Source organism: Pseudarthrobacter sp. DSP2-3-2b1, from assembly GCF_049895945.1.
Lineage (GTDB): Bacteria > Actinomycetota > Actinomycetes > Actinomycetales > Micrococcaceae > Arthrobacter.
The window spans coordinates 33,931-55,320 of sequence record NZ_JAFCTI010000012.1; the positions used below are offsets into that span (position 1 = coordinate 33,931).

Annotated in this window: 16 protein-coding genes; 13 read left to right on the forward strand and 3 right to left on the reverse strand. The window is 65.7% G+C overall.

From position 1 onward, the window contains the following. Window positions 1-5 precede the first annotated feature (5 nt). The 5 genes from ACP7AX_RS14755 to purU are packed head-to-tail and all read left to right on the forward strand — an operon-like array spanning window position 6 to window position 6,313. Complete coding sequence (locus tag ACP7AX_RS14755; protein ID WP_426227357.1) at window positions 6-458, forward strand: sarcosine oxidase subunit delta; 453 nt, start codon at window positions 6-8, stop codon at window positions 456-458. After that, a complete protein-coding gene (locus ACP7AX_RS14760) occupies window positions 455-3,409 on the forward strand; it encodes a 2Fe-2S iron-sulfur cluster-binding protein (RefSeq protein WP_426227359.1) in 2,955 nt (984 codons plus the stop codon). Before ACP7AX_RS14755 ends, ACP7AX_RS14760 begins: the two co-directional genes overlap by 4 nt. Continuing rightward, window positions 3,402-4,037, forward strand: a complete 636-nt coding sequence (locus ACP7AX_RS14765) for a sarcosine oxidase subunit gamma (protein ID WP_426227361.1) — start codon at window positions 3,402-3,404, stop codon at window positions 4,035-4,037. Before ACP7AX_RS14760 ends, ACP7AX_RS14765 begins: the two co-directional genes overlap by 8 nt. After that, window positions 4,037-5,410 carry an L-serine ammonia-lyase gene (locus ACP7AX_RS14770; protein ID WP_426227363.1) on the forward strand — a complete coding sequence of 458 codons (1,374 nt, stop codon included), beginning with the start codon at window positions 4,037-4,039 and terminating at the stop codon, window positions 5,408-5,410. Before ACP7AX_RS14765 ends, ACP7AX_RS14770 begins: the two co-directional genes overlap by 1 nt. A 3-nt stretch (window positions 5,411-5,413) precedes the next feature. Next, the gene (gene purU / locus ACP7AX_RS14775) at window positions 5,414-6,313 is read left to right on the forward strand and encodes a formyltetrahydrofolate deformylase (RefSeq protein WP_426227365.1); all 900 of its coding nucleotides are present in this window, start codon (window positions 5,414-5,416) and stop codon (window positions 6,311-6,313) included. A 199-nt stretch (window positions 6,314-6,512) separates the two neighbouring features. Here the strand turns inward: purU and ACP7AX_RS14780 are convergent, their stop codons facing one another. Continuing rightward, on the reverse strand, window positions 6,513-7,463 hold the full coding sequence (locus ACP7AX_RS14780) for a DUF559 domain-containing protein (protein WP_426227367.1): 951 nt from the start codon (window positions 7,461-7,463) through the stop codon (window positions 6,513-6,515). A gap of 182 nt (window positions 7,464-7,645) precedes the next feature. Further along, entirely contained in the window at window positions 7,646-9,214 is a 1,569-nt protein-coding gene (locus ACP7AX_RS14785) for a PucR family transcriptional regulator (protein ID WP_426227369.1), read from the reverse strand. Window positions 9,215-9,324: 110 nt separating this feature from the next. Between ACP7AX_RS14785 and ACP7AX_RS14790 the strand changes: the two genes are divergently transcribed. The 3 genes from ACP7AX_RS14790 (at window position 9,325) to ACP7AX_RS14800 (ending at window position 13,527) form a co-directional block, all read left to right on the forward strand. Further along, entirely contained in the window at window positions 9,325-10,848 is a 1,524-nt protein-coding gene (locus ACP7AX_RS14790) for a purine-cytosine permease family protein (RefSeq protein ID WP_426227372.1), read from the forward strand. A gap of 17 nt (window positions 10,849-10,865) precedes the next feature. Then, complete coding sequence (locus ACP7AX_RS14795; RefSeq protein ID WP_131684249.1) at window positions 10,866-11,825, forward strand: polysaccharide deacetylase family protein; 960 nt, start codon at window positions 10,866-10,868, stop codon at window positions 11,823-11,825. 121 nt (window positions 11,826-11,946) lie between these two features. Further along, window positions 11,947-13,527 carry a succinic semialdehyde dehydrogenase gene (locus ACP7AX_RS14800; protein ID WP_426227374.1) on the forward strand — a complete coding sequence of 527 codons (1,581 nt, stop codon included), beginning with the start codon at window positions 11,947-11,949 and terminating at the stop codon, window positions 13,525-13,527. A 12-nt stretch (window positions 13,528-13,539) separates the two neighbouring features. Here ACP7AX_RS14800 and ACP7AX_RS14805 read toward each other — a convergent pair whose 3' ends face one another. Further along, window positions 13,540-14,472 (reverse strand): LysR family transcriptional regulator, encoded by a 933-nt coding sequence (locus ACP7AX_RS14805; RefSeq protein ID WP_426227376.1) that lies wholly within the window; start codon window positions 14,470-14,472, stop codon window positions 13,540-13,542. A 165-nt stretch (window positions 14,473-14,637) separates the two neighbouring features. On the opposite strand from ACP7AX_RS14805, the gene ACP7AX_RS14810 reads away from it, so the two are divergent. The 5 genes from ACP7AX_RS14810 to ACP7AX_RS14830 all read left to right on the forward strand — a co-directional run bounded on the left by ACP7AX_RS14810 (window position 14,638) and on the right by ACP7AX_RS14830 (window position 21,355). Further along, window positions 14,638-15,942: an aromatic ring-hydroxylating oxygenase subunit alpha gene (locus ACP7AX_RS14810; RefSeq protein WP_426227378.1), complete on the forward strand. Its 1,305-nt coding sequence runs from the start codon at window positions 14,638-14,640 to the stop codon at window positions 15,940-15,942. After that, window positions 15,939-17,354, forward strand: coding sequence for a ferredoxin reductase (locus ACP7AX_RS14815; protein WP_426227380.1), 1,416 nt, complete (start codon window positions 15,939-15,941; stop codon window positions 17,352-17,354). Before ACP7AX_RS14810 ends, ACP7AX_RS14815 begins: the two co-directional genes overlap by 4 nt. Window positions 17,355-17,439: 85 nt before the next feature. Beyond that, the gene (fdhA, locus tag ACP7AX_RS14820) at window positions 17,440-18,660 is read left to right on the forward strand and encodes a formaldehyde dehydrogenase, glutathione-independent (RefSeq protein WP_131684244.1); all 1,221 of its coding nucleotides are present in this window, start codon (window positions 17,440-17,442) and stop codon (window positions 18,658-18,660) included. Window positions 18,661-18,773: 113 nt separating this feature from the next. Then, complete coding sequence (locus tag ACP7AX_RS14825; RefSeq protein WP_131684243.1) at window positions 18,774-19,883, forward strand: (p)ppGpp synthetase; 1,110 nt, start codon at window positions 18,774-18,776, stop codon at window positions 19,881-19,883. A 182-nt stretch (window positions 19,884-20,065) separates the two neighbouring features. Then, a complete protein-coding gene (locus ACP7AX_RS14830) occupies window positions 20,066-21,355 on the forward strand; it encodes a glycosyltransferase 87 family protein (protein WP_426227501.1) in 1,290 nt (429 codons plus the stop codon). The last annotated feature ends 35 nt before the right edge of the window (window positions 21,356-21,390 follow it).

Here is a 21,390-nt window from a genome sequence, read left to right on the forward strand (position 1 = left end):
CGCACATGCTGCTTATCGCATGCCCCAACTGCGGCTCGCGTGACGAGACCGAGTTCCACTACGGCGGCCAGGCCCACGTGCCGTACCCGGAAAACCCGAACGAGCTGGACGACAAGGAATGGGCCCGCTTCCTGTTCTACCGGGAAAACCCCAAGGGCATTTTCGCCGAGCGCTGGCTGCACAGCACCGGCTGCCGCCAGTGGTTCAACATGCTCCGCGACACCGTCACCTACGACATCCAGGCGATCTACCCGATGGGCACGCCCCGGCCTGACCTGACGGTCAAGGCCGCCCCCGAATCAGGCACTGCCAGCACCGCCGCTGACAGCACCACCACCGGGAACGCCGCACCCAGCATCTCCGGCACCAGCATCGCGCCGGCCGATTCGGCCTCCAGCAACGCAGCGCCAAGCACCACCGCCGCCAGCACCACCGCCCCGAAGGGAGCAACCAAGTGACTTCCCAGAACGCCCGCCTCGCCTCCGGCGGACGCATCGACCGCACCATCTCCTGGCGTTTCACCGTGGACGGCGAGGAATTCACGGGCCATCCCGGCGACACCCTCGCCTCTGCCCTGATTGCCAACGGCCGCATCAATGCCGGCAACTCGCTCTACGAGGACCGGCCCCGCGGCATCATGTCCGCCGGCGTCGAGGAATCCAACGCGATGGTCAAGATCTCCCCGCGCTTCCCCGGCGACGTGGCAGAGTCCATGCTCCCCGCCACCACCGTCACCCTGGTGGACGGCCTCAAGGCGGAACTGCTCAACGGCCTTGGCAAGCTCGACCCGGAGGACGACCGCGCCGAGTACGACAAGAAGTACGTCCACACCGACGTCCTGGTGATCGGCGGCGGCCCTGCCGGCCTCGCCGCAGCCCGCGAAGCTGTCCGCACCGGCGCCCGCGTCATCCTGATGGACGACCAACCGGAACTGGGCGGCTCCCTCCTCTCCGGCTCCACCGCCCCTGAACTGGCCGAAACCATCGAAGGCAAGCCCGCCCTGGAATGGGTGGCCGATGTGGAAGCCGAGCTGGTTTCCGGCGCCGAATCCACCGTCCTGAACAGGACCTCCGCCTTCGGTGCCTACGACGCCAACTACGTCATCGCCGTCCAGAACCGCACGGACCACCTGTCCAGCCCGGCCGCCCCCGGCGTGTCCCGGCAGCGCATCTGGCACGTCCGCGCCAAGCAGGTTGTCCTGGCTCCGGGCGCGCACGAACGGCCGCTGGTGTTCGAGAACAACGATCGCCCCGGCATCATCCTGGCCTCCGCCGTCCGCAGCTACCTCAACCGCTACGCAGTGGCCGCCGGGCAGCGCGTTGTCATCAGCACCACCAATGACAGCGCCTACGCCCTGGCCGCGGATCTCCGCGCCGCCGGCGTCAAGCTCGCCGCCGTCGTGGACGCCCGCCCGCAGCTCTCCGCAGTTGCTGCGGCCGCCGTCGAAGCCGGCATCCGCGTGCTGATCGGCAGCGCGGTGGCCAACACATCCTCCTCTGGAGAAGGCACAGTGGACGGCCGGCTGAACGCCGTCACCGTCCGCAGCATCAACGACGACGGCGAACTCACCTCCGGCGTCGAAGAGATCGCCTGCGATCTGCTGGCAGTTTCCGGTGGCTGGAGCCCGCTGGTGCACCTCCACTCCCAGCGCCAGGGCAAGCTGCGCTGGGACGACGAACTCGCCGCTTTCGTGCCGAGCACCGTGGTCCCTAACCAGCAGACCATCGGCTCCGGCCGCGGCAGCTTCGAACTCGCGGACGTCCTCGCCGAGGGAATCTCAGCCGGAGCAGCCGCCGCCATCGCCGCGGGCTTCGCGTCCGCCGTCGAGCCTTCCGCCTTTGGCGAGCCGAAGGCCTCAGCCCCGACCCGCCAGCTGTGGCTGGTTCCGGGCGAGCAGGGCACGCCGGATGACTGGCACCACCACTACGTGGACTTCCAGCGGGACCAGTCCGTGGCTGACGTCCTGCGGTCCACCGGCGCCGGCATGCGGTCCGTGGAGCACATCAAGCGCTACACCTCCATCAGCACCGCCAACGATCAGGGCAAGACCTCCGGCGTCAACGCGATCGGCGTCATTGCCGCAGCGCTCCGCACCGCAGGCGAAGCCTCCCGTGGCATCGGCGATATCGGCACCACCACCTACCGCGCACCGTTCACCCCGGTGGCATTCGCGGCACTGGCCGGACGCCAGCGCGGCGAACTGTTTGATCCCGCCCGCGTCACCTCGATCCACCCGTGGCACGTTGCCAAGGGCGCACTGTTCGAGGACGTTGGGCAGTGGAAGCGTCCCTGGTACTACCCGCAGGCCGGCGAGGACATGGACGCGGCAGTGCTACGCGAATGCGCCGCCGTCCGCGATTCCGTGGGCTTTATGGACGCCACCACGCTGGGCAAGATCGAAATCCGCGGCAAGGACGCCGGTGAGTTCCTCAACCGGATCTACACCAATGCGTTCAAGAAGCTCGCCCCGGGTTCTGCCCGCTACGGCGTGATGTGCATGGCTGACGGCATGATTTTCGACGACGGAGTGACCCTCCGCCTGGACGATGACCGCTACTTCATGACCACCACCACCGGCGGGGCCGCGAAGGTCCTGGACTGGCTGGAGGAATGGCTGCAGACCGAATGGCCTGAGCTGGACGTCCACTGCACCTCGGTGACCGAACAGTGGTCCACCATTGCCGTCGTCGGACCCAAATCCCGGGCGGTCCTCGCCAAGGTAGCCCCGGAACTCGCCAAAGACGGCGGACTGGAAGCAGAAAACTTCCCGTTCATGACCTTCCGCGAAACCACCCTCGCCTCCGGTGTGCAGGCCCGGGTCTGCCGGATCTCGTTCTCCGGCGAGCTGGCCTACGAGATCAACATCCCGTCCTGGTACGGGCTGAACACCTGGGAAGCCGTGGCCGCCGCAGGGGCCGAATTCAACATCACCCCCTACGGCACCGAAACCATGCACGTGCTCCGCGCCGAAAAGGGCTACCCGATCGTGGGTCAGGACACCGACGGCACCGTCACCCCGCAGGATGCCGGCATGGAATGGGTTGTCTCCAAGGCCAAGGACTTCATCGGCAAGCGCTCCTACGCCCGGGCCGACGCGCAGCGTGAAGACCGCAAGCACCTGGTCAGCGTGCTGCCCGTTGACGGCTCGTTCCGGCTCCCGGAAGGCACCCAGCTCGTGGAAAAGGGGATCCCCACCACCCCCGCCTACGGCCCGGTTCCCATGCAGGGCTTCGTGACCTCGAGCTACCACAGCGCCGCCCTGGGCCGCTCCTTTGGCCTGGCACTGATCAAGAACGGCCGCAACCGCATCGGCGAGACCCTCGTGGCCGCCGCCGGCGACCAGCTGCTTGACGTCGTTATCGCAGAAACCGTACTTTTTGACCCCGAAGGGACCCGCAAAGATGGCTAACACAGCAGCACTGACAGGCATCAATGGACTCCGGGACATCCGCCGCAGCCCCGCCTCCCACCTCGCCCCCGCCTTGGAAGCAGGCTCCGTCCCGGGCAAGGTCATCCTGGCCGAAGGCCCCTTCCAGACCATGGCCGGAATCCGCGTTGACCCCCGTTCCGAGGAAGCCTCCCGGATCGCAGCCGTAACCGGCGGCCTGCCCGCACGCTGCGGCGAGGTGACGGGAACGGACAGCATCAGCGTCCTCTGGCTCGGACCCTCCGAGTTCATGGCCGTGGCACCGGAAGAGGCCCACGATTCGCTGGGCGGCAACCTCATCAGCTCCCTCGTGGAGGCACTGGGCGACGCCCCGGGCCAGGTGGTGGACCTCTCCGCCAACCGCACCACGTTCGAACTCTCCGGCCCGCGCGCCCGCGCGGTCCTGGAAAAGGGCTGCGCCCTTGACCTGCACCCGCGCAGCTTCACTCCGGGAACCGCCCTGGCCACCGAGGTGGGCAACATCCCGGTGGTCCTGCAGAAGACCGGCGAGGAAAGCTTCCGGCTCTTCCCGCGGGCCTCGTTCGCGGACTTCCTGGGCCGCTGGCTGCTGGACGCCATGAGGGAATACGCGTCCCCCGAGGTTCCCTGATGGCGCTGAGCGCCCTGGACCTTTTCTCCGTTGGCATCGGGCCGTCGTCCTCACACACGGTGGGCCCGATGCGGGCGGCGAAGCAGTTCGCCGACGGCCTCAAGGGCGGCGGACTGCTTAGCTCAACCACACGGGTCCAGGCTGAACTGTTCGGTTCCCTCGGTGCCACCGGCCGGGGCCACGGTTCCGACAAGGCCGTGGTACTCGGACTCCAGGGCCTGGATCCGGAAACGGTGGACACCTCCACCGCTGACGATCAAGTGGCTGCCGCCGCGCTCGACGCCGAACTCCGGATCGGCGGGGACCACCGCGTGGACTTCAACTGGGACGAGGACGTGGTCCTGCACCGCCGCAAGTCGCTCCCGGCCCACCCCAACGGCATGACGTTCCGGGCACTGGACCACACCGGCGCCGTGCTCAGCGAACGGAGCTTCTACTCCATTGGGGGCGGCTTCGTTGTTGACGGCGACGCCGCGGGCGAGGACAAGGTGGTGGCCGATGACACCGTACTCCCCTACCCCTTCACCAGCGCGGACGAACTCCTGGCGATCTGCAAGCGCGAAGGCATGTCCATCTCCGACGTGATGCTCGCCAACGAGCTCATGTGGCACACGGAGGCAGAGCTTCGCGAGAAGCTCTTGAAGCTCTGGGCCGTCATGCGCGAATGCGTGGACAACGGCTGCGCCGCGGAAGGGATCCTTCCCGGCGGCCTGAACGTCAGGCGACGGGCGCCGTCGTTATTCCAGACCCTCACCGCGGACACCGGCGTGACCGATCCGCTGCGGGCGATGGAATGGGTGAACTTGTTCGCCCTCGCGGTGAATGAGGAGAACGCCGCCGGCGGGCGGATTGTCACCGCCCCCACCAACGGCGCGGCGGGGATCGTTCCCGCCGTCCTGCACTACTACGTCAAGTTTGTTCCCGGAGCGGACGACGACGGTGTGGTGCGTTTCCTGCTGGCCGCGGCCGCCGTCGGGATACTTTTCAAGATCAACGCCTCCATCTCCGGCGCGGAAGTGGGCTGCCAGGGCGAAGTGGGCTCTGCCTGCTCCATGGCCGCCGCAGGGCTCTGCGAAGTCCTCGGCGGCACGCCCGAGCAGGTGGAGAACGCCGCCGAAGTGGGCATTGAACACAACCTCGGGCTGACCTGCGATCCCGTGGGCGGCCTGGTGCAGATCCCGTGCATCGAACGGAACGCCATTGCCAGCGTGAAAGCCATCAATGCGGCGCGGCTGTCCCTGCACGGGGACGGCAGCCACAAGGTATCGCTGGACAAAGCCATCAAAACCATGCGTGAAACAGGAGCGGACATGAAGACCAAATACAAGGAGACGTCCCGCGGGGGCCTCGCCGTGAATGTGATCGAGTGCTGAGCCATGACTACCATTCAGACTGAAACCTCCCTTTCCGGCCAGCCGGTGACCACCGTTGAGCACGTCCTGACTCTGGACTGCAGCGAGTCCCCGGGCATCGTCCACGCCGTCTCCGGCTTCCTGCTCGAGCACGGCTGCGACATCCTGGACAGCAAGCAGTTCGGCGAGCGCTCCGAAGGCCACTTCTTTATGCGCGTGCACTTCACATCCGACGGCGACGCCTCCACGGCGGATACGCTGCGGGCCGCTTTCGGCCCGGTAGCCGAACGCTTCGGGATGCGCTGGCGGCTCGAGCCGCACGGCTCCAAGCGCAAGGTGCTGATCATGGTGTCCAAGTTCGGGCACTGCCTCAACGACCTGCTGTTCCGCGCCAGGATCGGCGAACTGCCCGTGGACATCGTGGCCGTGGTCTCGAACCACACAGACCACCAGACCCTCGTGGAGTGGCACGGGATCCCGTTCTTCCACGTACCGGTCACCGCGGCCACCAAGCCTGCCGCGGAGGCGCGGCTGCTGGAACTTGTGGACGAGTACAACGTGGAACTGGTGGTCCTTGCCCGCTACATGCAGGTGCTCAGCGACGGACTGACCCGCAAGCTGGACGGGCGGGCCATCAACATCCACCACTCGTTCCTGCCCAGCTTCAAGGGCGCGAAGCCGTATCACCAGGCCTACGCCCGCGGCGTCAAAACCGTCGGTGCCACCGCGCACTACGTCAACGGCGAACTGGACGAGGGCCCGATCATCTCCCAGCAGGTGGTGGAAGTTGACCACACCTACGGACCGGACGATCTGGTGGCCGCCGGCCGGGACACCGAGTGCAAGGCCCTGTCCAACGCGGTCCGCTGGCACTGCGAAGGCCGCGTGATCCTCCTGGGCAACAGGACGGTGGTCCTCAAGTAACCCCCGTCTCCCTCCCCCTCCCCCTCCCCACCCCCTCCCCTCCCACAGGACGCTCTCTCACTAGATGTGGGTTTTCCGGCGATCCTCTCTCACTAAATGTGGGTTTTGGCGTGACGCTCTCTCACTGTGGTGAGGGGGCGTCACGGCTTTAATGGCCATCTTGATTCGGTCCGCAGTTTTCCTTGGCAGCTCAACCGCTTCAGGCAAAACCCGCAGCTTGGGGGTGGTCAAGCCAGCCGTTGCGCAGCGCGCGTTTGATCCTGGTGACGGCACGCTGAAAATCGTCCGCGAGATCGCTCTTGTCGAAAACAAGGACCGTCCAGCCGGCCGCTTCGAACGCCTTGTCCCGTCTCCGGTCGCTGTGGATCTGAGCGTCACCAAGGTGATGTCCGCCGTCGTACTGGATCGCCAGCCGCCGGTGGCGGTAACCGAGATCGGCCGACGGCGACCGGGCGTCTCCGGCGCGGAGCGTCACCTGAAGTTCGGGCTCCGGGAGCCCGGCGTCGACGATTGCCAGGCGGAGCAGTGACTCGGGGGCAGAATCGGCACCCACCCGCATCAGGTCCAGGGCTTCCCGCGCCCGGACGATGCCCTGCAAATTCGGGTGGCGGCCGATCAGCATACTCAGCCCCGCCACCGTGTCGTAGGGCTGTGTCCTTCCCTCGAAATCAACCCTCGGGATGCGGATCAGTTCATCTCCCATGCTGACGAGGCCGTTGAGCGGCAGTATTCGTGCCAAATCGAGCCACGTCCGGGACCGTGTACTCATGCGGATACCGTCGATCAGCTCGATCTCGTCCTCGAGGGTGAAAACAGTGTGGCCCACCACGCCCTTCCGCCGGACGGACGGCAGCGAACGGGGCTTGCTCAGATGGAGCTCCGTGGAATCCGCAAGCCAAGGGGGCAGCGGCTGGCGTCGAAGCCGTGCAGCGGTGACGTGCGAAATCCAGGCTCCGGGTGATGCAGCCGAGAGAGCCCTGGCGGCGCCTTCCAGGTCGAAGTCCCAGTCCGCGGGGCGATAGAGCCCGCGGCCCACGTTGACTACATCCTTCCGGCGGAGCCGGTTCAAGGTGACGCCTGCGCTCAGAGCCGAACCGAAGGTGAACGGAGCCGTGGACAACGGCTCGGGCAGAAAATCTTGCTTTCGCATGCTGGCATTGTGACGCGTAACGGCAGGACGCTGCAGAAGTTATCCACAGGCTGTTGGTTCCGCTGCGGCCAGTGAGAGAGCGTTCGGCAAAAATCCACATTAAGTGAGAGAGGATCGCCCAGGAATCTGCGTTAAGTGAGAGAGCGTCGGGAGGGTGGGGCGTCGGGGGGGGGGGGGAGCGGCTAGGTCTGGGTGAGGAGGGTTGTTGCCAGACGGGGCGTGAGGCGGGTGGCGAGGTGCAGCGCCGCAAGGCGGCCTGTTCCGCGGGGGTCGCCGCCGCAGAGTGAGAAGATCCGCTGCAGACGCTGGTGCATGGATTGGCGTTCCAGATGCAGCTCCCGCGCTGCCTGGGCCGTGTTGCAGCCTGAATCCAGCCAGACCCTCAACGTCTCCACCAGCAGGGACCTGCGCTGGGCATCGTAGTCGAGGATCGCACCCAACTGCTGGCGGACGAAATCCGTGCGGAGTCCTTCGTCCAGGGAGTGGAAGGCGAGCCGTTCCACGGCGAAGGCCTCGGCGTCGAGGGCCGCACCTGACTGTCCGTGCCCCGCACGGCCCGGATCGCCGTCGGCCGCAAGATCCAAAGTAAGCCGGGCTTCCGTCAGGGACCACGGCGCAACAGAAATTCCCGAAGCGACAGGTCCCACCGCACCCACAATCCCTGCCGCGAAGGCGATGGACTGCAGCCCTGCAACAATGGCGTTCCGGTCATCCTGAAGGCTGTCAGGATGCAGGACCGCCAGGGCCAGCAGCTCGGCGTTGTCCGCGTAGCTGACGCTGTGCCGGGCCACACGGTCCAGGAGATGGTCCACATTTGTGCGGGTCTGCCGTGAACCGGCGGAGCGGACAACAACGGCTACCAGGTGGGCCTGGGCCGCGATCCCGGCAGCAGGTGCGAGCTGCTGGAGGCGCCAACTTTGCGTTCCTGAGTCAATTGCACGGATGAGCGCCGCGCCGGCCATTTCCTTGAGGCCGGGAGGCATCCGCTGCAGCAGGGCCAGGGCCAGGATATCCACCGAACGGGACCCGGCGATCCTGGCCAGGTTTATATCGGCGTCGCCGCGGACGTAGAGGGTGAGCCGTGCCGACGGAATGCCTCGGACAGAAACGTCAACGTGGATCTCGCGGACAGGATCCGGCCCGGCCTCGGCAGAGGCTGCAGGTTCGGATTCTTCAGTGTGCCCAGCCGGCAGGGCGCTGGCGAGGGTGACCCCCGCGTTGGTTGTCAGGACCACTTCCGAACCGGTGGCATCAGCAAGCACGGTCAGGACCCGGTCGAGGCTGCCGCCGTGGGCCAGCTCCACCGCCATCGCGTGGCTTGCCTGGTCGGCCTGCTGCAACTGGCCGGCGGATTCGCTCACCAGCAGCGAGTTGATCGCCTCCATCACCCCCACAAAAGGCACCCGCTTGCGTAGCTCCACCAAGGGAAGGCCGGCGGATTCAGCTGCGGCAATCATCGACGACGGGATGGAGGGCAGTGCCGCGCCTGTCTCAATGGCCAGCGCAGCCACGCCATGTTCAGACAGTTCCCAGATGTAGCCGGTGCGCCGTTTGTCGCTGGCCGCCGCGAGTGCCTGGCCGCCGGTCAGGAGCAGTTCGCCGCCGCTAAGCAAGGGGGCGATGTCCAGGACCTCACTGGAGTGGATCCAGCGAAGCTGGGTTTCGGCCGCCACCGCAGCTGCCGCGCGGATCACGGGATCAGCCGGGGTAAGGGTGGAATGTTCCAAAACATCCAGCAGGCGGATAGACATGACACTCCGTCAATTGGAAGGGAGGATTTAGATACACATCATATATGGTGCATGTGCGCTGGGCCACTTAAAGTTGAGTAATCCCCATCCCCTCAACGAAGAGGCCACCCATGCAACAACACAACTCCACCGCAGGAGCAGCCCAGCAGCCTGATGAAGACTGCGAAGCCTGGCTCCAGCCCATTCCGGAGTCCCAGCGCACGCACAAGGTTTCAGGACAGTTCTGGATCTGGGCCGGTGCCAACCTCGCGCCCATCAACTGGGTGCTCGGTGCCCTGGGAATCCACCTGGGGTTGGGTTTCGCAGACACCGTCATCGTGCTTGTCCTGGGCAACCTGATCGGCATGCTGCTTTTTGGCTGCTTCGTCCTGCTGGGCCAGAAGACGGGTGCCACCGGCATGGTTCTGGCCCGCGCAGCCTTCGGCCGCCGCGGCAACTACCTGCCGGCCTCCATCCAGGCGCTCCTGGTGATCGGCTGGTGCGCAGTCAACACCTGGATCATCCTGGACCTGGTCATGGCGCTGTTCGGCACCCTCGGCTGGGTTGATCCTGAGGCGCAGAACTACGGCTGGAAGATCGGCGTGGCCACGGCCATCATGGCGGCCCAGGTTGCCATCGCCTGGTTCGGCTACAAGGCCATCGCCGCCTTCGAGAAGTGGACCGTCCCGCCCACCATCATCATCCTCGCCGTGATGTCAGCGGTGGCCTGGTTCGGCATGAAGATCAACTGGTCCTACGCGGGCCCTGCCGGTAACATCCTGGAAGGCTCGGAGCGGATCGCGGCCATGAGCGCTGTGATGACCGCCATCGGCATCGGCTGGGGCATCACCTGGTTCACCTACGCCGCCGATTACTCCCGGTTTGTCAGTACCGAAGTCCCCAAAAAGAAGGTCTACCTGGCCTCGGTCCTGGGCCAGTTCATCCCCGTCGTATGGCTGGGCATCCTGGGCGCAAGCCTGGCCACCAACAGCGGTGAAGTGGACCCGGGCAAGCTCATCGTCCAGAACTTCGGCGTGCTCGCCCTGCCTGTCCTGCTGATGGTGCTCCACGGCCCCATCGCAACGAACATCCTGAACATCTACACCTTCTCCGTGGCCACCCAGTCGCTGGACATCACCATCAGCCGCCGCAAGCTCAACCTGTTCGTGGGCGTCTTCTCCCTCATCGCCGTCATCTTCTTCATCTTTCAGGAAGACTTCGCAGCAGTTCTGGATGCCTGGCTCATCGGCCTGGTTGCCTGGGTTGCCGCGTGGGGCGGAGTCATGCTGGTCCACTACTTCTGGATCGACAAGAAGTGGCCGGGCAACCCGGAGCGGCTGTTCGACGCAGTAGGCACCAAGCGCCTCCCCGGCGTCAACTGGGCCGGTGTGACCTCCCTCTTGGTGGGCATCTTCGCCACGTGGCTGTTCATGTACGGACTGGTTCCGGCAATGCAGGGCCCCATCGCCGTGGCCCTGGGCGGCTGGGACCTGTCATGGCTCGCAGGCGGCGTAGCCAGCGCCACCTGCTACGCAATCATGGGCCCGAGGGTACACCGCAAGTACCTGGACTCCGCTTTGCCGGCCGCAACCGTTGCGCAGGCCACTGCTGACCTCCGCTTTGAAACCCGGCCCAGCACCCCGGCCGGATTCTAGATAAAAGGAACCCTGACATGACCACCGCAGCATTTCCGGACTCCGCCCACCCCATCACCTGGCCCGAGGGCAAGCAGGCAGCCGCCTCCTTCACCTTCGACGTCGACGCCGAATCCTGCACCATCGCGCACGATCCGAAGAGCACGCGCCGGATGTCCCTCATGACCCACCAGTCCTACGGGCCCAAGGTTGCCGTGCCGCGGCTCCTGCAGATCCTGCAGCGCCAGGACATCCGTGCCACGTTCTTCGTCCCCGGTTTCACCGCCGAGTGCTACCCGGACACGGTCCGCCGGATTGTGGACGCCGGGCACGAGGTGGCGCACCACGGCTACCTGCACGAGCCGATGCAGGGCATCGACGCCGAGACGGAGTCCCGGTACATCGACCGGGGACTGGAGGCACTTGCCAAGGCCGCCGGCGTCGAGCCTGTCGGCTACCGGGCACCGTGGTGGGAACTGAACTGGCACTCCGCCGCGCTGCTCGCGGACCGCGGCTTCCTCTACGATTCGAGCCTGCTCGACGGCGACGCCCCCTACCGCTTCAGCGTCGCCCCGGGTGACAGCCGGGACATCGTGGAGATCCCGGTGGACTGGGCACTGGATGACTGGGAGCAGTACGCGTTCTACCCCGGCGTGACCGGCAGCGGCGTCATCGAGAGCCCCGCCAAGGTGCTGGAGATGTGGACTCTTGAAGCCGAGGCACACCATGCCCAGGGAAGCTGCTTCGTCCTGACCAACCACCCGTTCATCTCCGGGCGGCCCTCCAAGGCGGTGGCCCTGGAAAAGCTGATCGAACGGGTCAAGTCCATGGACGGCATGTGGGTCACCACCATGGAGGAGATCGCCGAGCACACGCGCAAGACTGTCCAGGAGATCCACACCCACGCCCGGATCGAGGTCCCGTCCTTCCCGGATACGGGCGCACGATTCACGCCAGCGGAGGTTCTGCAGACGAAACCGACCGCCAGCTTGGGCTGAGCAGATCAGACACGACAACTCCCGCCGGTTCGTTCCGGCGGGAGTTTTCCTGTTTCCGGCTGGGGACCTCGCGGGGCGGTTAGGCTCAGGAGAGTCAGTCCCCGAAGAGGAGAGCGCACCGATGACCAGCATCACGGAACCGGGCCCGACGTCGGCCGTTACGGGCGGGAAGTGGCGCGCCCCTGCCAGTGCATCCCATCTCTCCGGTCTTGTGACCGCCTCCGCCGGGCGTCCCACCCAGGCCTCGCATGCTCCGTTCGACGGCAGCCTGCTGGGGAACGTGCCGGTGTGCACCGCGGACGACGTCGATGCAGCAGTCGCCGGCGCCCGCTCGGCACAGCGGTTGTGGGCCGCCGCACCCCTGAAGGAACGCCGTGCGGTGATCCGGCGGTTCCGTGGGCTGCTCTTCGAGCGGGAGCCGGAGATCCTGGACATGGTGCAGGCCGAGAGCGGCAAGTCGAGGCTGGGCGCCTTCGAGGAGCTGGCTGACGTGGCCCTGACCGCCGGCTATTACGGGCGCAACGCAGAAAGGTACCTCCGGCCCGCCCGCCGCAAGGGTGCCGCACCCATCCTCACCAGAACCGTGGAGCACCGCCTCCCAAGGGGCGTTGTGGGGATCATCAGCCCCTGGAACTATCCGTTGACCCTTGCCCTTTCGGACGCCCTCCCCGCACTCCTTGCAGGAAACGGAGTAGTCCTCAAACCCGATTCCCAGACACCTTTTACAGCGTTGCTGGCCCTGAAGCTGTTGCGGGAGGCCGGGCTTCCACAGGACCTCTTCCAGATCGTCACCGGGCCGGGGCCTTTGCTGGGGTCAGCCCTCATCGCCGGCGTGGACTTCCTGATGTTCACCGGATCCTCCGCCACGGGAAAGACTGTGGCCAAGCAATGCGCGGAGCGGCTCATAGGGTACTCGGCCGAGCTCGGCGGGAAGAATCCCATGCTGGTTCTGGCCGACGCGGACATCACCAGGACCGCCCGGGGTGCAAGGCAGGCCTGTTTTTCCAACACCGGCCAACTGTGTGTGAGCATCGAGCGGATCTACGTTCATGATGCCGTTTTCGATGCTTTCCTGGCGGCCTTTACGGCCCAGGTGAAGACGATGCGCATCGGCCCGGGCACCGGCTGGGACATCGACATGGGATCGCTGACCGGCCGTCGGCAGCTCGAAAGGGTGAGCTCGCACGTCCAGGACGCCCTGGCCAAGGGGGCCCGGCTGGTGACCGGCGGGCAAGGCCGGCCGGATCTCGGTCCTTTGTTCTACGAACCCACCATCCTCACCGACGTAACCGAGGACATGCTCGTGGCAGGGGAGGAAACGTTTGGCCCCGTCGTCGCCGTTTATCGTGTGGGGGACGACGCAGAGGCGGTGGCCAGGGCCAACCACTCCCCCTACGGACTCAATGCCAGCGTCTGGTCAGCCCGGCACGGCGAAGCCGTTGGCCGCCGCCTGCTGGCAGGAACGGTCAACATCAATGACGGGTATGCGGCAGCCTGGGCTTCCCATGATGCGCCGATGGGCGGGATGAAGGACTCGGGGGTGGGGCGGCGTCATGGCCGGGAAGGCATCCTGAAGTACACCGAGGCCCAAACGGTTGCCGTGCAGCGGCTGTTCCCGGTGGGCCCTCCTCCCGGGGTGACCAATGAGATGTTCGCGCGGTTGACCAGGGGCGCAATCAGGGCCATGAACTGGTTCCCCTGAGAAGGCGGCGTTTCAGAGATCGTCTTCGGGCCGGGCGGCGAGTATCCGGTTGGCTCTGACCTGCAGGATGCCGAGGGACTCCTGAATCAGGGGCGATGCCAGGCTGCCTTTGCGCACGGCGGCGACAATGCGGCGCGCGGGTTTCCCTCTGCCGGTAATGCGCAATCTGATCACGTTTTCGGCACTATGCAGGGGTGCCAGGCGCGGCAGCAGGCCAACGCCCAGCCCTGCACCAACGAAGGCGATCTGCGTCTCCCATTCAACGGCTTCATGGGCAATCCGCGGCGTCACCCCGACCGCTGTAAAAGCCGCAGTGAACAGGGCGTGGTAGGTGGATCCGGCGGCCTCGGTGATCCAGGGTTCCGACGCCAGCTCTTCGAGCGTCACCGTTTCCCGCGATGCGAACGGATGATCGGCAGGAATGATCACGTCGAGGGGGTCGTCGAGCAGGACGGTCTGTTCGAAGCGCGGATCGTCCTCCACATAGGTTTCGGATTGCATCGCGACGACGACCGCGAGGTCGATTCGCTCGGCAACCAACAGATCGAAGCAGCGGGCCGGGTTGGCCTCGAGTACCTGCACCTCCAGCATGGGGCGTGTTGAGCGCAGGGTGGCGGCCAGCGGCGCGAGCAATTGGGCGGCCGCCGTGGAGAATCCGCCAAGACCAAAACGGGACTGGACCTGATCGCCGGCCTCCATGGCCGCGGCGCGCAGGCTCTCCCACTCCGCAACGAGGGCGTCCGAGCCCGCCACGAGAAAGCGGCCCGTGGCGGTCAGCCGCACGCCCCGGCCGTCCTTCGTCAACAGCTGCATTCCAAGCACGCGCTGGAGCTCCCGCAGTTGCGCGGAGACGGCGGAGGGGGAATAACCCGTGAGTTCCGCGGTGGCGCCAACGGTGCCGCACCGGGCAAACACCCGGAGCGTGATGAGCCGTGGATCGATCATGCACCTATTGTGCATGGTTCTCTCCTGAATCTTGCGCTTTTGTTGCAGATCGATGGTCTCTAATCTCATGACTAAGAGGTCTTTGACAACGCCGGTTTGCATCCGCCAACCCGTGGTCTCCGCGGATCCCACACTTTCTACCGCAGCCCTTCCGGGAGGAAACCCATGTCTGCTCCAGTGAACGCACCCCTCAAATCACGCGGCAAACTCGCTTCATCATTGCCGGCAGAGCAACTGGCGGAGATCAACGAGCTGTTCGATTTCCGGCGCCCGGGCTATTCCCTCGATGCCCCCTTCTACACCGATCCGGCCATCTTCACCATCGACATGCAGGCAATTTTTGGCCAGCACTGGATCTTTGCGGCCAGCACTGCCGAGCTTCCGGAACCGGGCGACTACGTCACCGTCGACTACGGGCCCTACTCCCTGATCGTGCTGCGAAACGACGACGGCGGCGTCAACGTCCTGCACAACGTGTGCCGCCACCGCGGCGCCCGTGTCCTCACCGAACCCGCAGGGACAACGGGAAACCTGGTATGCGGCTACCACTCCTGGACCTACTCCCCCGAGGGCAATCTGATCCATGCCTCGGCACCGGGGGAAACGAAATTCGACAGGGGCTGCTTCGGCCTCAAGCGTGCCCACAGCCGCGTGTTCGCAGGACTGATCTTTGTCTGCATTGCCGAAGATCCACCCACGGATTTCGACGAAACCGGTAAGATTTTCGAGCCTTACCTGGCGCCCCACGATCTGGCGAAGACGAAAATCGCCTACCAGCAGAACATCATCGAGGAGGGCAACTGGAAGCTCGTCATGGAGAACAACCGTGAGTGCTACCACTGCGACGGCCACCCGGAACTCGCCTGCTCCCTGTTTCCCACCTGGGGCCTGACGGAGGGCCTGGTCCCGGCCCATCTCGAGGAGGTGTGGGACCGTAACAAAGAAGCCCAGTCCTCCCTTGAGGAGCGTTGCCGCCGCTATGGCCTTCCCTATGAGGTCTTCGAGGAGCTCGACACCCGCGTAGCGGGTATCCGCATCTCACGGGAGCCGCTCGACGGTGACGGCGAATCGTTCTCGCCCGATGGGCACAGGCTCTCCAAGAAGCTGCTCGGCGACTTGCCGGACTTCCGCCTTGGCCGCTGCTCGATGCACCTGCAGCCCAACAGCTGGTTCCATTTCCTCGGGGACCACGTCATCACCTTCGCCGTCTTCCCCGTCAACGAACACCAGACCCTGGTACGCACCACGTGGCTGGTGGCTGACGACGCCCAGGAAGGCGTTGACTACGATCTGGAGAAACTCACCTACACCTGGAAGCAGACCAATCTGCAGGATAAGGCTTTCGTGGAGTTGTGCCAGAAGGGTGCCGGCAGCCCCGCTTACGAGCCCGGCCCTTACATGAAGAGCGAATACCAGGTGGAGGCGTTCATCAACTGGTACGTGCAGCGTGTACAGGAGCACTTGGCATGATCGAAGTCCGCACCGTCACGGCAACCCAGGAACCGCAGCGCATCCGCGGTCTTGAGATGCCGTGGAACAGGGTGATGGCCAGCACCGGGGGCCCCGCCGGCGCTGCCCGCGCGTTGGGTCCCTGGCATCCGCAGGAGTTCATGGCCGAATGTGTGGAGACCGTTCCCGAGGCCGGCGGCATGATGACCTTTGTGTTCCGCCGCTCCGATGGTGCGCCCCTGGCGTTCCGTCCGGGCCAGTACGTAAACGTTGCCTTTCCCGTCAACGGCGAGAACCAGGAGGCGGTGGACCGCAGCTACTCGCTGTCCAGTTCGCCCACCCAGCCGTGGACCTTCAACATCACAGTCAAGAGCGACCCCACGGGCCTGGTCTCACCGTGGGTGCACGGGAACGTCAGGCCCGGCACGGTCCTCGAGATGCTCGGACCGGTGGGGGCATTCCACCTGCCCGACGCCGACCGGCGGGCTCGGTATCTCTTGCTTGCCGCCGGGGCAGGCATCACCCCCATCATGTCGATGGTGCGCACCATCCACTCCCTGCCCGGACAGGCCGATGTGGTGGTGCTCTACCACGGAGCAGCAGCCGGAGACTTTGCGTTCCACCAGGAGTTGGCCTATATCGCCTCCGTTGACTCGCGCGTCAAAGTCTTCTACTCCCTGGGAGACCGCAGCCAACCTGAAGGGTGGGAAGGGCTCACCGGAAGGCTGACGGCGGCCATGCTCGAGGAGGTGGCCCCCGATGCCAACGGCCGCCAGGTCTATGCCTGCGGCCCCGAGGGCTACCTGAACACCGCCACCGGGCTCCTCGAGAAGGTGGGCGTCGACGACACCTCCATCCACATGGAGTTCTTCTCGGGAGACCGCCAGACGCTCCTTGAATACCAGGCGGAGCTCGCGCTTGCCGTGGACATCGCGGAGGAAATCGCCGAAGAGATCGCCGATTCCGCCGAGGACTACTACGAAAGCCAGCCCACCGCGTTCGGGCTCTACGAGCCCGGCTATGATGCCGAGGGAACCCTGAAGGCCACGGGGCTGCCGTTGGAAACCGCCGACGAGGATGCGCCCTGTCCCGAAGCCCCCGACGGCGGTCCGGACCTGAGACCGGACACCGGGGCCCCAGATGCCTCGGCCTTCGACACGGTGGGAACGGGAAGCCTCACCCTGTCCTTCATGCGCACCGGCATCAATGTGCGTATAGACCCTACAGAACACATCCTTGGGGTGGCCCAGCGCGCGGGCGTCAGGATCGGTGCGAACTGCAAAGAAGGCATGTGCGGCTCCTGCAAGGTGGTCAAGCTTTCCGGGGAGGTCGAGATGAACCACCAGGGCGGGATCCGGGCACGGGAAATTGATGCAGGCAAGTTCCTGCCCTGCTGCTCCACCGCGCGGAGCGACTTGGTGATCGACGCCTAGCCGCTTGCAGCCGTCCTGCCCGGACAGCGCAAAGCTGACCCAACTTGCATCACGGAACCATCACCAAACCCAGAGGAGCCATTCAATGTCAGGTAACAAAGCCGTTGCATACAAGGCGCCGGGAATCGTGGAAATCATCGATACCCCCTATCCCACCTTTGAACTGCAGGCCGGCCCCGGGGTCAACCCCGTCAATGTCGGCCGGAAGGTCCCGCACGGTGTCATCCTGCGCACCGTCAGCACCAACATCTGCGGTTCGGACCAGCACATGGTCCGTGGCCGCACCACCGCCCCGGCTGGCCTGGTCCTGGGACACGAAATCACCGGGGAAGTCATCGAGACCGGGCCCGACGTCGAGTTCATCAAGGTCGGGGACATCGTTTCGGTCCCCTTCAACATCTCCTGCGGGCGCTGCCGGAACTGCAAGGAGGGCAAGACCGGTATCTGCCTGAACGTGAACCCGGACCGGCCCGGGTCCGCCTACGGCTACGTGGACATGGGCGGCTGGGTCGGCGGCCAGGCCGAATACGTCCTGGTTCCTTACGCAGACTGGAACCTGCTGAAGTTCCCGGACCGGGACCAGGCCCTGGAAAAGATCATGGACCTGACCATGCTCTCGGACATCCTCCCCACCGGCTTCCACGGGGCCGTCACGGCAGGGGTCGGCGTCGGATCCACCGTCTATGTTGCCGGCGCCGGTCCCGTGGGGCTTGCCGCGGCGGCCAGCGCCCAACTGCTGGGGGCCGCGGTGGTCATTGTGGGGGATCTCAATGAGGATCGCTTGGCCCAGGCCCGGTCCTTTGGCTGCGAAACCGTCAATGTGGCCAACGGCGACCCGGCCGACCAGATCGAGCAGCTTCTCGGCGTCCGGGAGGTCGATGCCGGCATCGACGCAGTCGGCTTCGAAGCCCGTGGACACGGACACGGCGCCGGAGCCCAGGAGGCGCCGGCCACCGTGCTCAATTCGCTGATGGACCTCACCGCCGCCGGTGGGTCGGTGGGCATTCCCGGACTCTATGTCACCGGGGATCCGGGTGCCGCGGACGTAGCGGCCCAGAAGGGCAGCCTGTCCCTGTCGCTGGGTACCGGGTGGGCGAAGTCCCTCTCCTTCACCACCGGCCAGTGCCCGGTGATGAAGTACAACCGGCAGCTGATGATGGCAATCCTGCATGACAGGATCCACATCGCCAAAGCGGTCAACGCCGCGGCAATCCCGCTTCAGGACGCCCCGCGGGGGTACGCCGAATTTGATGCCGGAGCGGCCACAAAGTATGTCCTGGACCCGAACGGCTACCTCAGCAACTAGCACCGTTCCCTGGGGGATGGCGGGCAACGCCGGGTCCGTCGGGCATGGTGTTGACGGCGCCGCACCCTGACGGCCGCGGCGGCGCTGTCACACCCTCGCCGTAAGCTGGGACCATGCCGAGTAACTGGGACAGCCTGGACGTGAGCCAGCGTGAATCCGTGCAGGAGAACGTTGAGATCTACGAGCGCGTCCGGCCTGCCCTGAAGCTGGTCACCCGCGATGTCCTGCACATCCTCCGGGGCATGCTCAAGGACACCGAGGTCACGCCGCTGTTTGTCACCGGGCGCACCAAATCCGTGGAGTCGTTCCGCGAGAAGATCTCCCGGATCGAGGAGCCGCTGGAGCCCGGCGGGCCGCCGGTGTTGAAGTTCCCGGACCCGTTCCGCACGCTCAATGACATGGTGGGTGTACGCGTCATCACCAAGCTGCCCACGGAGAATGCCCTGGTGGCCAACATCATCAAACGCCAGCGCCAGGTGTTCGACTGCCGCGGAGACAGGGAAAAGGACATCGGCTCCATCGAGTCCGGCACCTACGGCTACTCCAGCCGGCACCTCATCCTGCGCACCATCCAGAATGAGGCCGTCAAGGAGTACCAGTCGGTCTTCAACCCTGACGTCCAGCCCAACGGCAGCTATTTCTTCGAGTGCCAGATCCGCACGGTCTTCGCGCACGCGTGGAGCGAGATCGAACACGACATCCGCTTCAAAGCCGAGGACCCGCGCGCCTGGACCCCGCATTTCGACCGCCAGTTCACCGCCACCGCGGCCATGCTGGAGACAGTCGAAGGCGCATTCGCGGACCTGCACGAACGCTACGAGGAAGTCCGCAGCTACTGGGACATGGAGGGCGAGGGCGCCGCGCAACTCACCCCCAACCGGATCCGCGATGTCTGGCGCACGCTGCTGCCGCACGTGGACCGCAAAGTGGATGATGACTGGGGCTGGGCGGCTGAACTGATGGCGGCGCATGGCCTGAACCAGACGGTCCAGCTGGCCGGTCTGCTCAGCGCCCAGCGGATCACCGAGGTCCGGAAGGCGCTGGACCACCGGTACTCCCCCGGCCCGGACCGGCTGTTGGATGACCTGCTGCTGTGGCAGTACGGCACCAAGCATATTGACCTCACCGCTGAAGCGCCCGACGCCGTCCCGCACCCGCGGCGCGACAGCCTCCTGCGGCGGCTTAAACAGATTGAACGGTACCGCCACTCCAAGTCCACATAGGGCCACCGGATTATTCGGCACCGGCTGCATTCAACTACCCTTGACCTATAGCGGAGGCTGTTGTAAACGGACCCCTCGTGCTCCCGGTTCCAGCCCAGCGGCAAGATCCGGCCCCTGTTTAGCCCCTCTCTGACAAGGATTCCGCCATTTCCACGGACGCATTCTTCGGCACGCTCACCCGGATCCGCAACGTCATCCTCCCGGCGGCTGCGCGGTCCTGGCTCAACACGCCGCGGGGGCTGCTGGCCGGCTTCATCGCCGTGCACCTGGGGTTCCTGATCTTCGGAGCGCTGCTTTCCCTGCGGGGCGAAGCCTTCAGTGATACCTTCATCTACCGTGAATGGGCGCTGGCCGGTTTCAACGAGGCGAACCTCAGCGGCGGGCCAAGCCCCTGGGTCTACCCCATCCTGGCGCTGATCCCCATGGCCATCGCAGGCCTGGCGGGGCCCGGTCCGTTCTTCTTCCTGTGGGTCCTGATGACCAGCCTGCTCAACGGCTGGGGCCTGCTGAAGCTCACGGACCGCGGCCGCAACCAGGACGCGATTCCCGCCGGCTGGTGGTGGCTGGTCTTCACTTTGCTCCTGGGCTGGCTGGGCTTCGCACGCGTGGACGGACTGACAGCCCCGATCGTCCTGGTGGCCCTGGCCTACGGCGTGCAGCGCCCGTTCATCGCCTCAATCCTGCTCAGCATCGGCACGTGGATGAAGGTCTGGCCGGCCGCCATCATGCTGGCGCTGTTCGCCGTGGTCAAGAACCGCATGCTGGTGGTCCTCGCCGGCGTGGTCACCTCGGCCGCCGTCGTGGCCCTGGCCGCTGTCCTAGGCACGGTACCCCGGCTCCTGAACTTCCTCACCCAGCAGGGCGATAGGGGCATGCAGCTGGAGGCCACCTTCACCACGCCGTGGCTGTGGCTGTCCGTGCTGAATATCGGCGATTCCCGGATGTACATGAACACGGACATCAACTCGATGCAGGTGGACGGCCCCGGCACCGCAGTCATGTCCTTCCTGATGCAGCCCCTCCTCATCCTGGCCGCGCTCCTGGTGGCCGGCCTGACGTTCTGGGCGCTGCACAACGGAAAGGTCAACGGCAGCAGCGAGCCCGACGGCGGCGTTGACCGTACCGAACTGCTCCTCGCCGGCGCCCTGACGCTTGCCACCGCTTTTGTGGTCTTCAACAAGGTGGGCTCGCCCCAGTTCATGGTCTGGCTGGCACCGGCTGTTGCCGTCGGCCTGGCCCACAGCTGGCGCGAATGGCGGGTTCCGGCGGCGATGCTGATCGCCATTGCCGTGGCCACGTTCTTCATCTACCCGCTGTTCTACGACGCCCTGAGCCACAACAACCCGCTGATGGCCGGCGTCCTGACCATCCGCAACGTCCTGCTGGTGGTCCTGTTCCTGTGGTCGGTGCGGCGCCTGTATTCGCTGGGCAAGAAGACTTCCGCGTCAGTCCCTGCGCTCAAGGAGTCCTGACATTTCCACGAAGTTCTTTGACCGGCTGGTCAGCG

What these genes read in the sequence shown, in the direction of transcription:
- ACP7AX_RS14810 (WP_426227378.1), top strand. Translation starts at nt 14,638, where the DNA reads ATGTCTGCTCCAGTGAACGCACCCCTCAAATCACGCGGCAAACTCGCT.
- ACP7AX_RS14815 (WP_426227380.1), top strand. Translation starts at nt 15,939, where the DNA reads ATGATCGAAGTCCGCACCGTCACGGCAACCCAGGAACCGCAGCGCATC.
- ACP7AX_RS14770 (WP_426227363.1), top strand. Translation starts at nt 4,037, where the DNA reads ATGGCGCTGAGCGCCCTGGACCTTTTCTCCGTTGGCATCGGGCCGTCG.
- ACP7AX_RS14800 (WP_426227374.1), top strand. Translation starts at nt 11,947, where the DNA reads ATGACCAGCATCACGGAACCGGGCCCGACGTCGGCCGTTACGGGCGGG.
- purU (WP_426227365.1), top strand. Translation starts at nt 5,414, where the DNA reads ATGACTACCATTCAGACTGAAACCTCCCTTTCCGGCCAGCCGGTGACC.
- ACP7AX_RS14805 (WP_426227376.1), bottom strand. Translation starts at nt 14,472, where the DNA reads ATGATCGATCCACGGCTCATCACGCTCCGGGTGTTTGCCCGGTGCGGC.
- ACP7AX_RS14765 (WP_426227361.1), top strand. Translation starts at nt 3,402, where the DNA reads ATGGCTAACACAGCAGCACTGACAGGCATCAATGGACTCCGGGACATC.
- ACP7AX_RS14825 (WP_131684243.1), top strand. Translation starts at nt 18,774, where the DNA reads ATGCCGAGTAACTGGGACAGCCTGGACGTGAGCCAGCGTGAATCCGTG.
- ACP7AX_RS14795 (WP_131684249.1), top strand. Translation starts at nt 10,866, where the DNA reads ATGACCACCGCAGCATTTCCGGACTCCGCCCACCCCATCACCTGGCCC.
- ACP7AX_RS14755 (WP_426227357.1), top strand. Translation starts at nt 6, where the DNA reads ATGCTGCTTATCGCATGCCCCAACTGCGGCTCGCGTGACGAGACCGAG.
- fdhA (WP_131684244.1), top strand. Translation starts at nt 17,440, where the DNA reads ATGTCAGGTAACAAAGCCGTTGCATACAAGGCGCCGGGAATCGTGGAA.
- ACP7AX_RS14785 (WP_426227369.1), bottom strand. Translation starts at nt 9,214, where the DNA reads ATGTCTATCCGCCTGCTGGATGTTTTGGAACATTCCACCCTTACCCCG.
- ACP7AX_RS14780 (WP_426227367.1), bottom strand. Translation starts at nt 7,463, where the DNA reads ATGCGAAAGCAAGATTTTCTGCCCGAGCCGTTGTCCACGGCTCCGTTC.
- ACP7AX_RS14790 (WP_426227372.1), top strand. Translation starts at nt 9,325, where the DNA reads ATGCAACAACACAACTCCACCGCAGGAGCAGCCCAGCAGCCTGATGAA.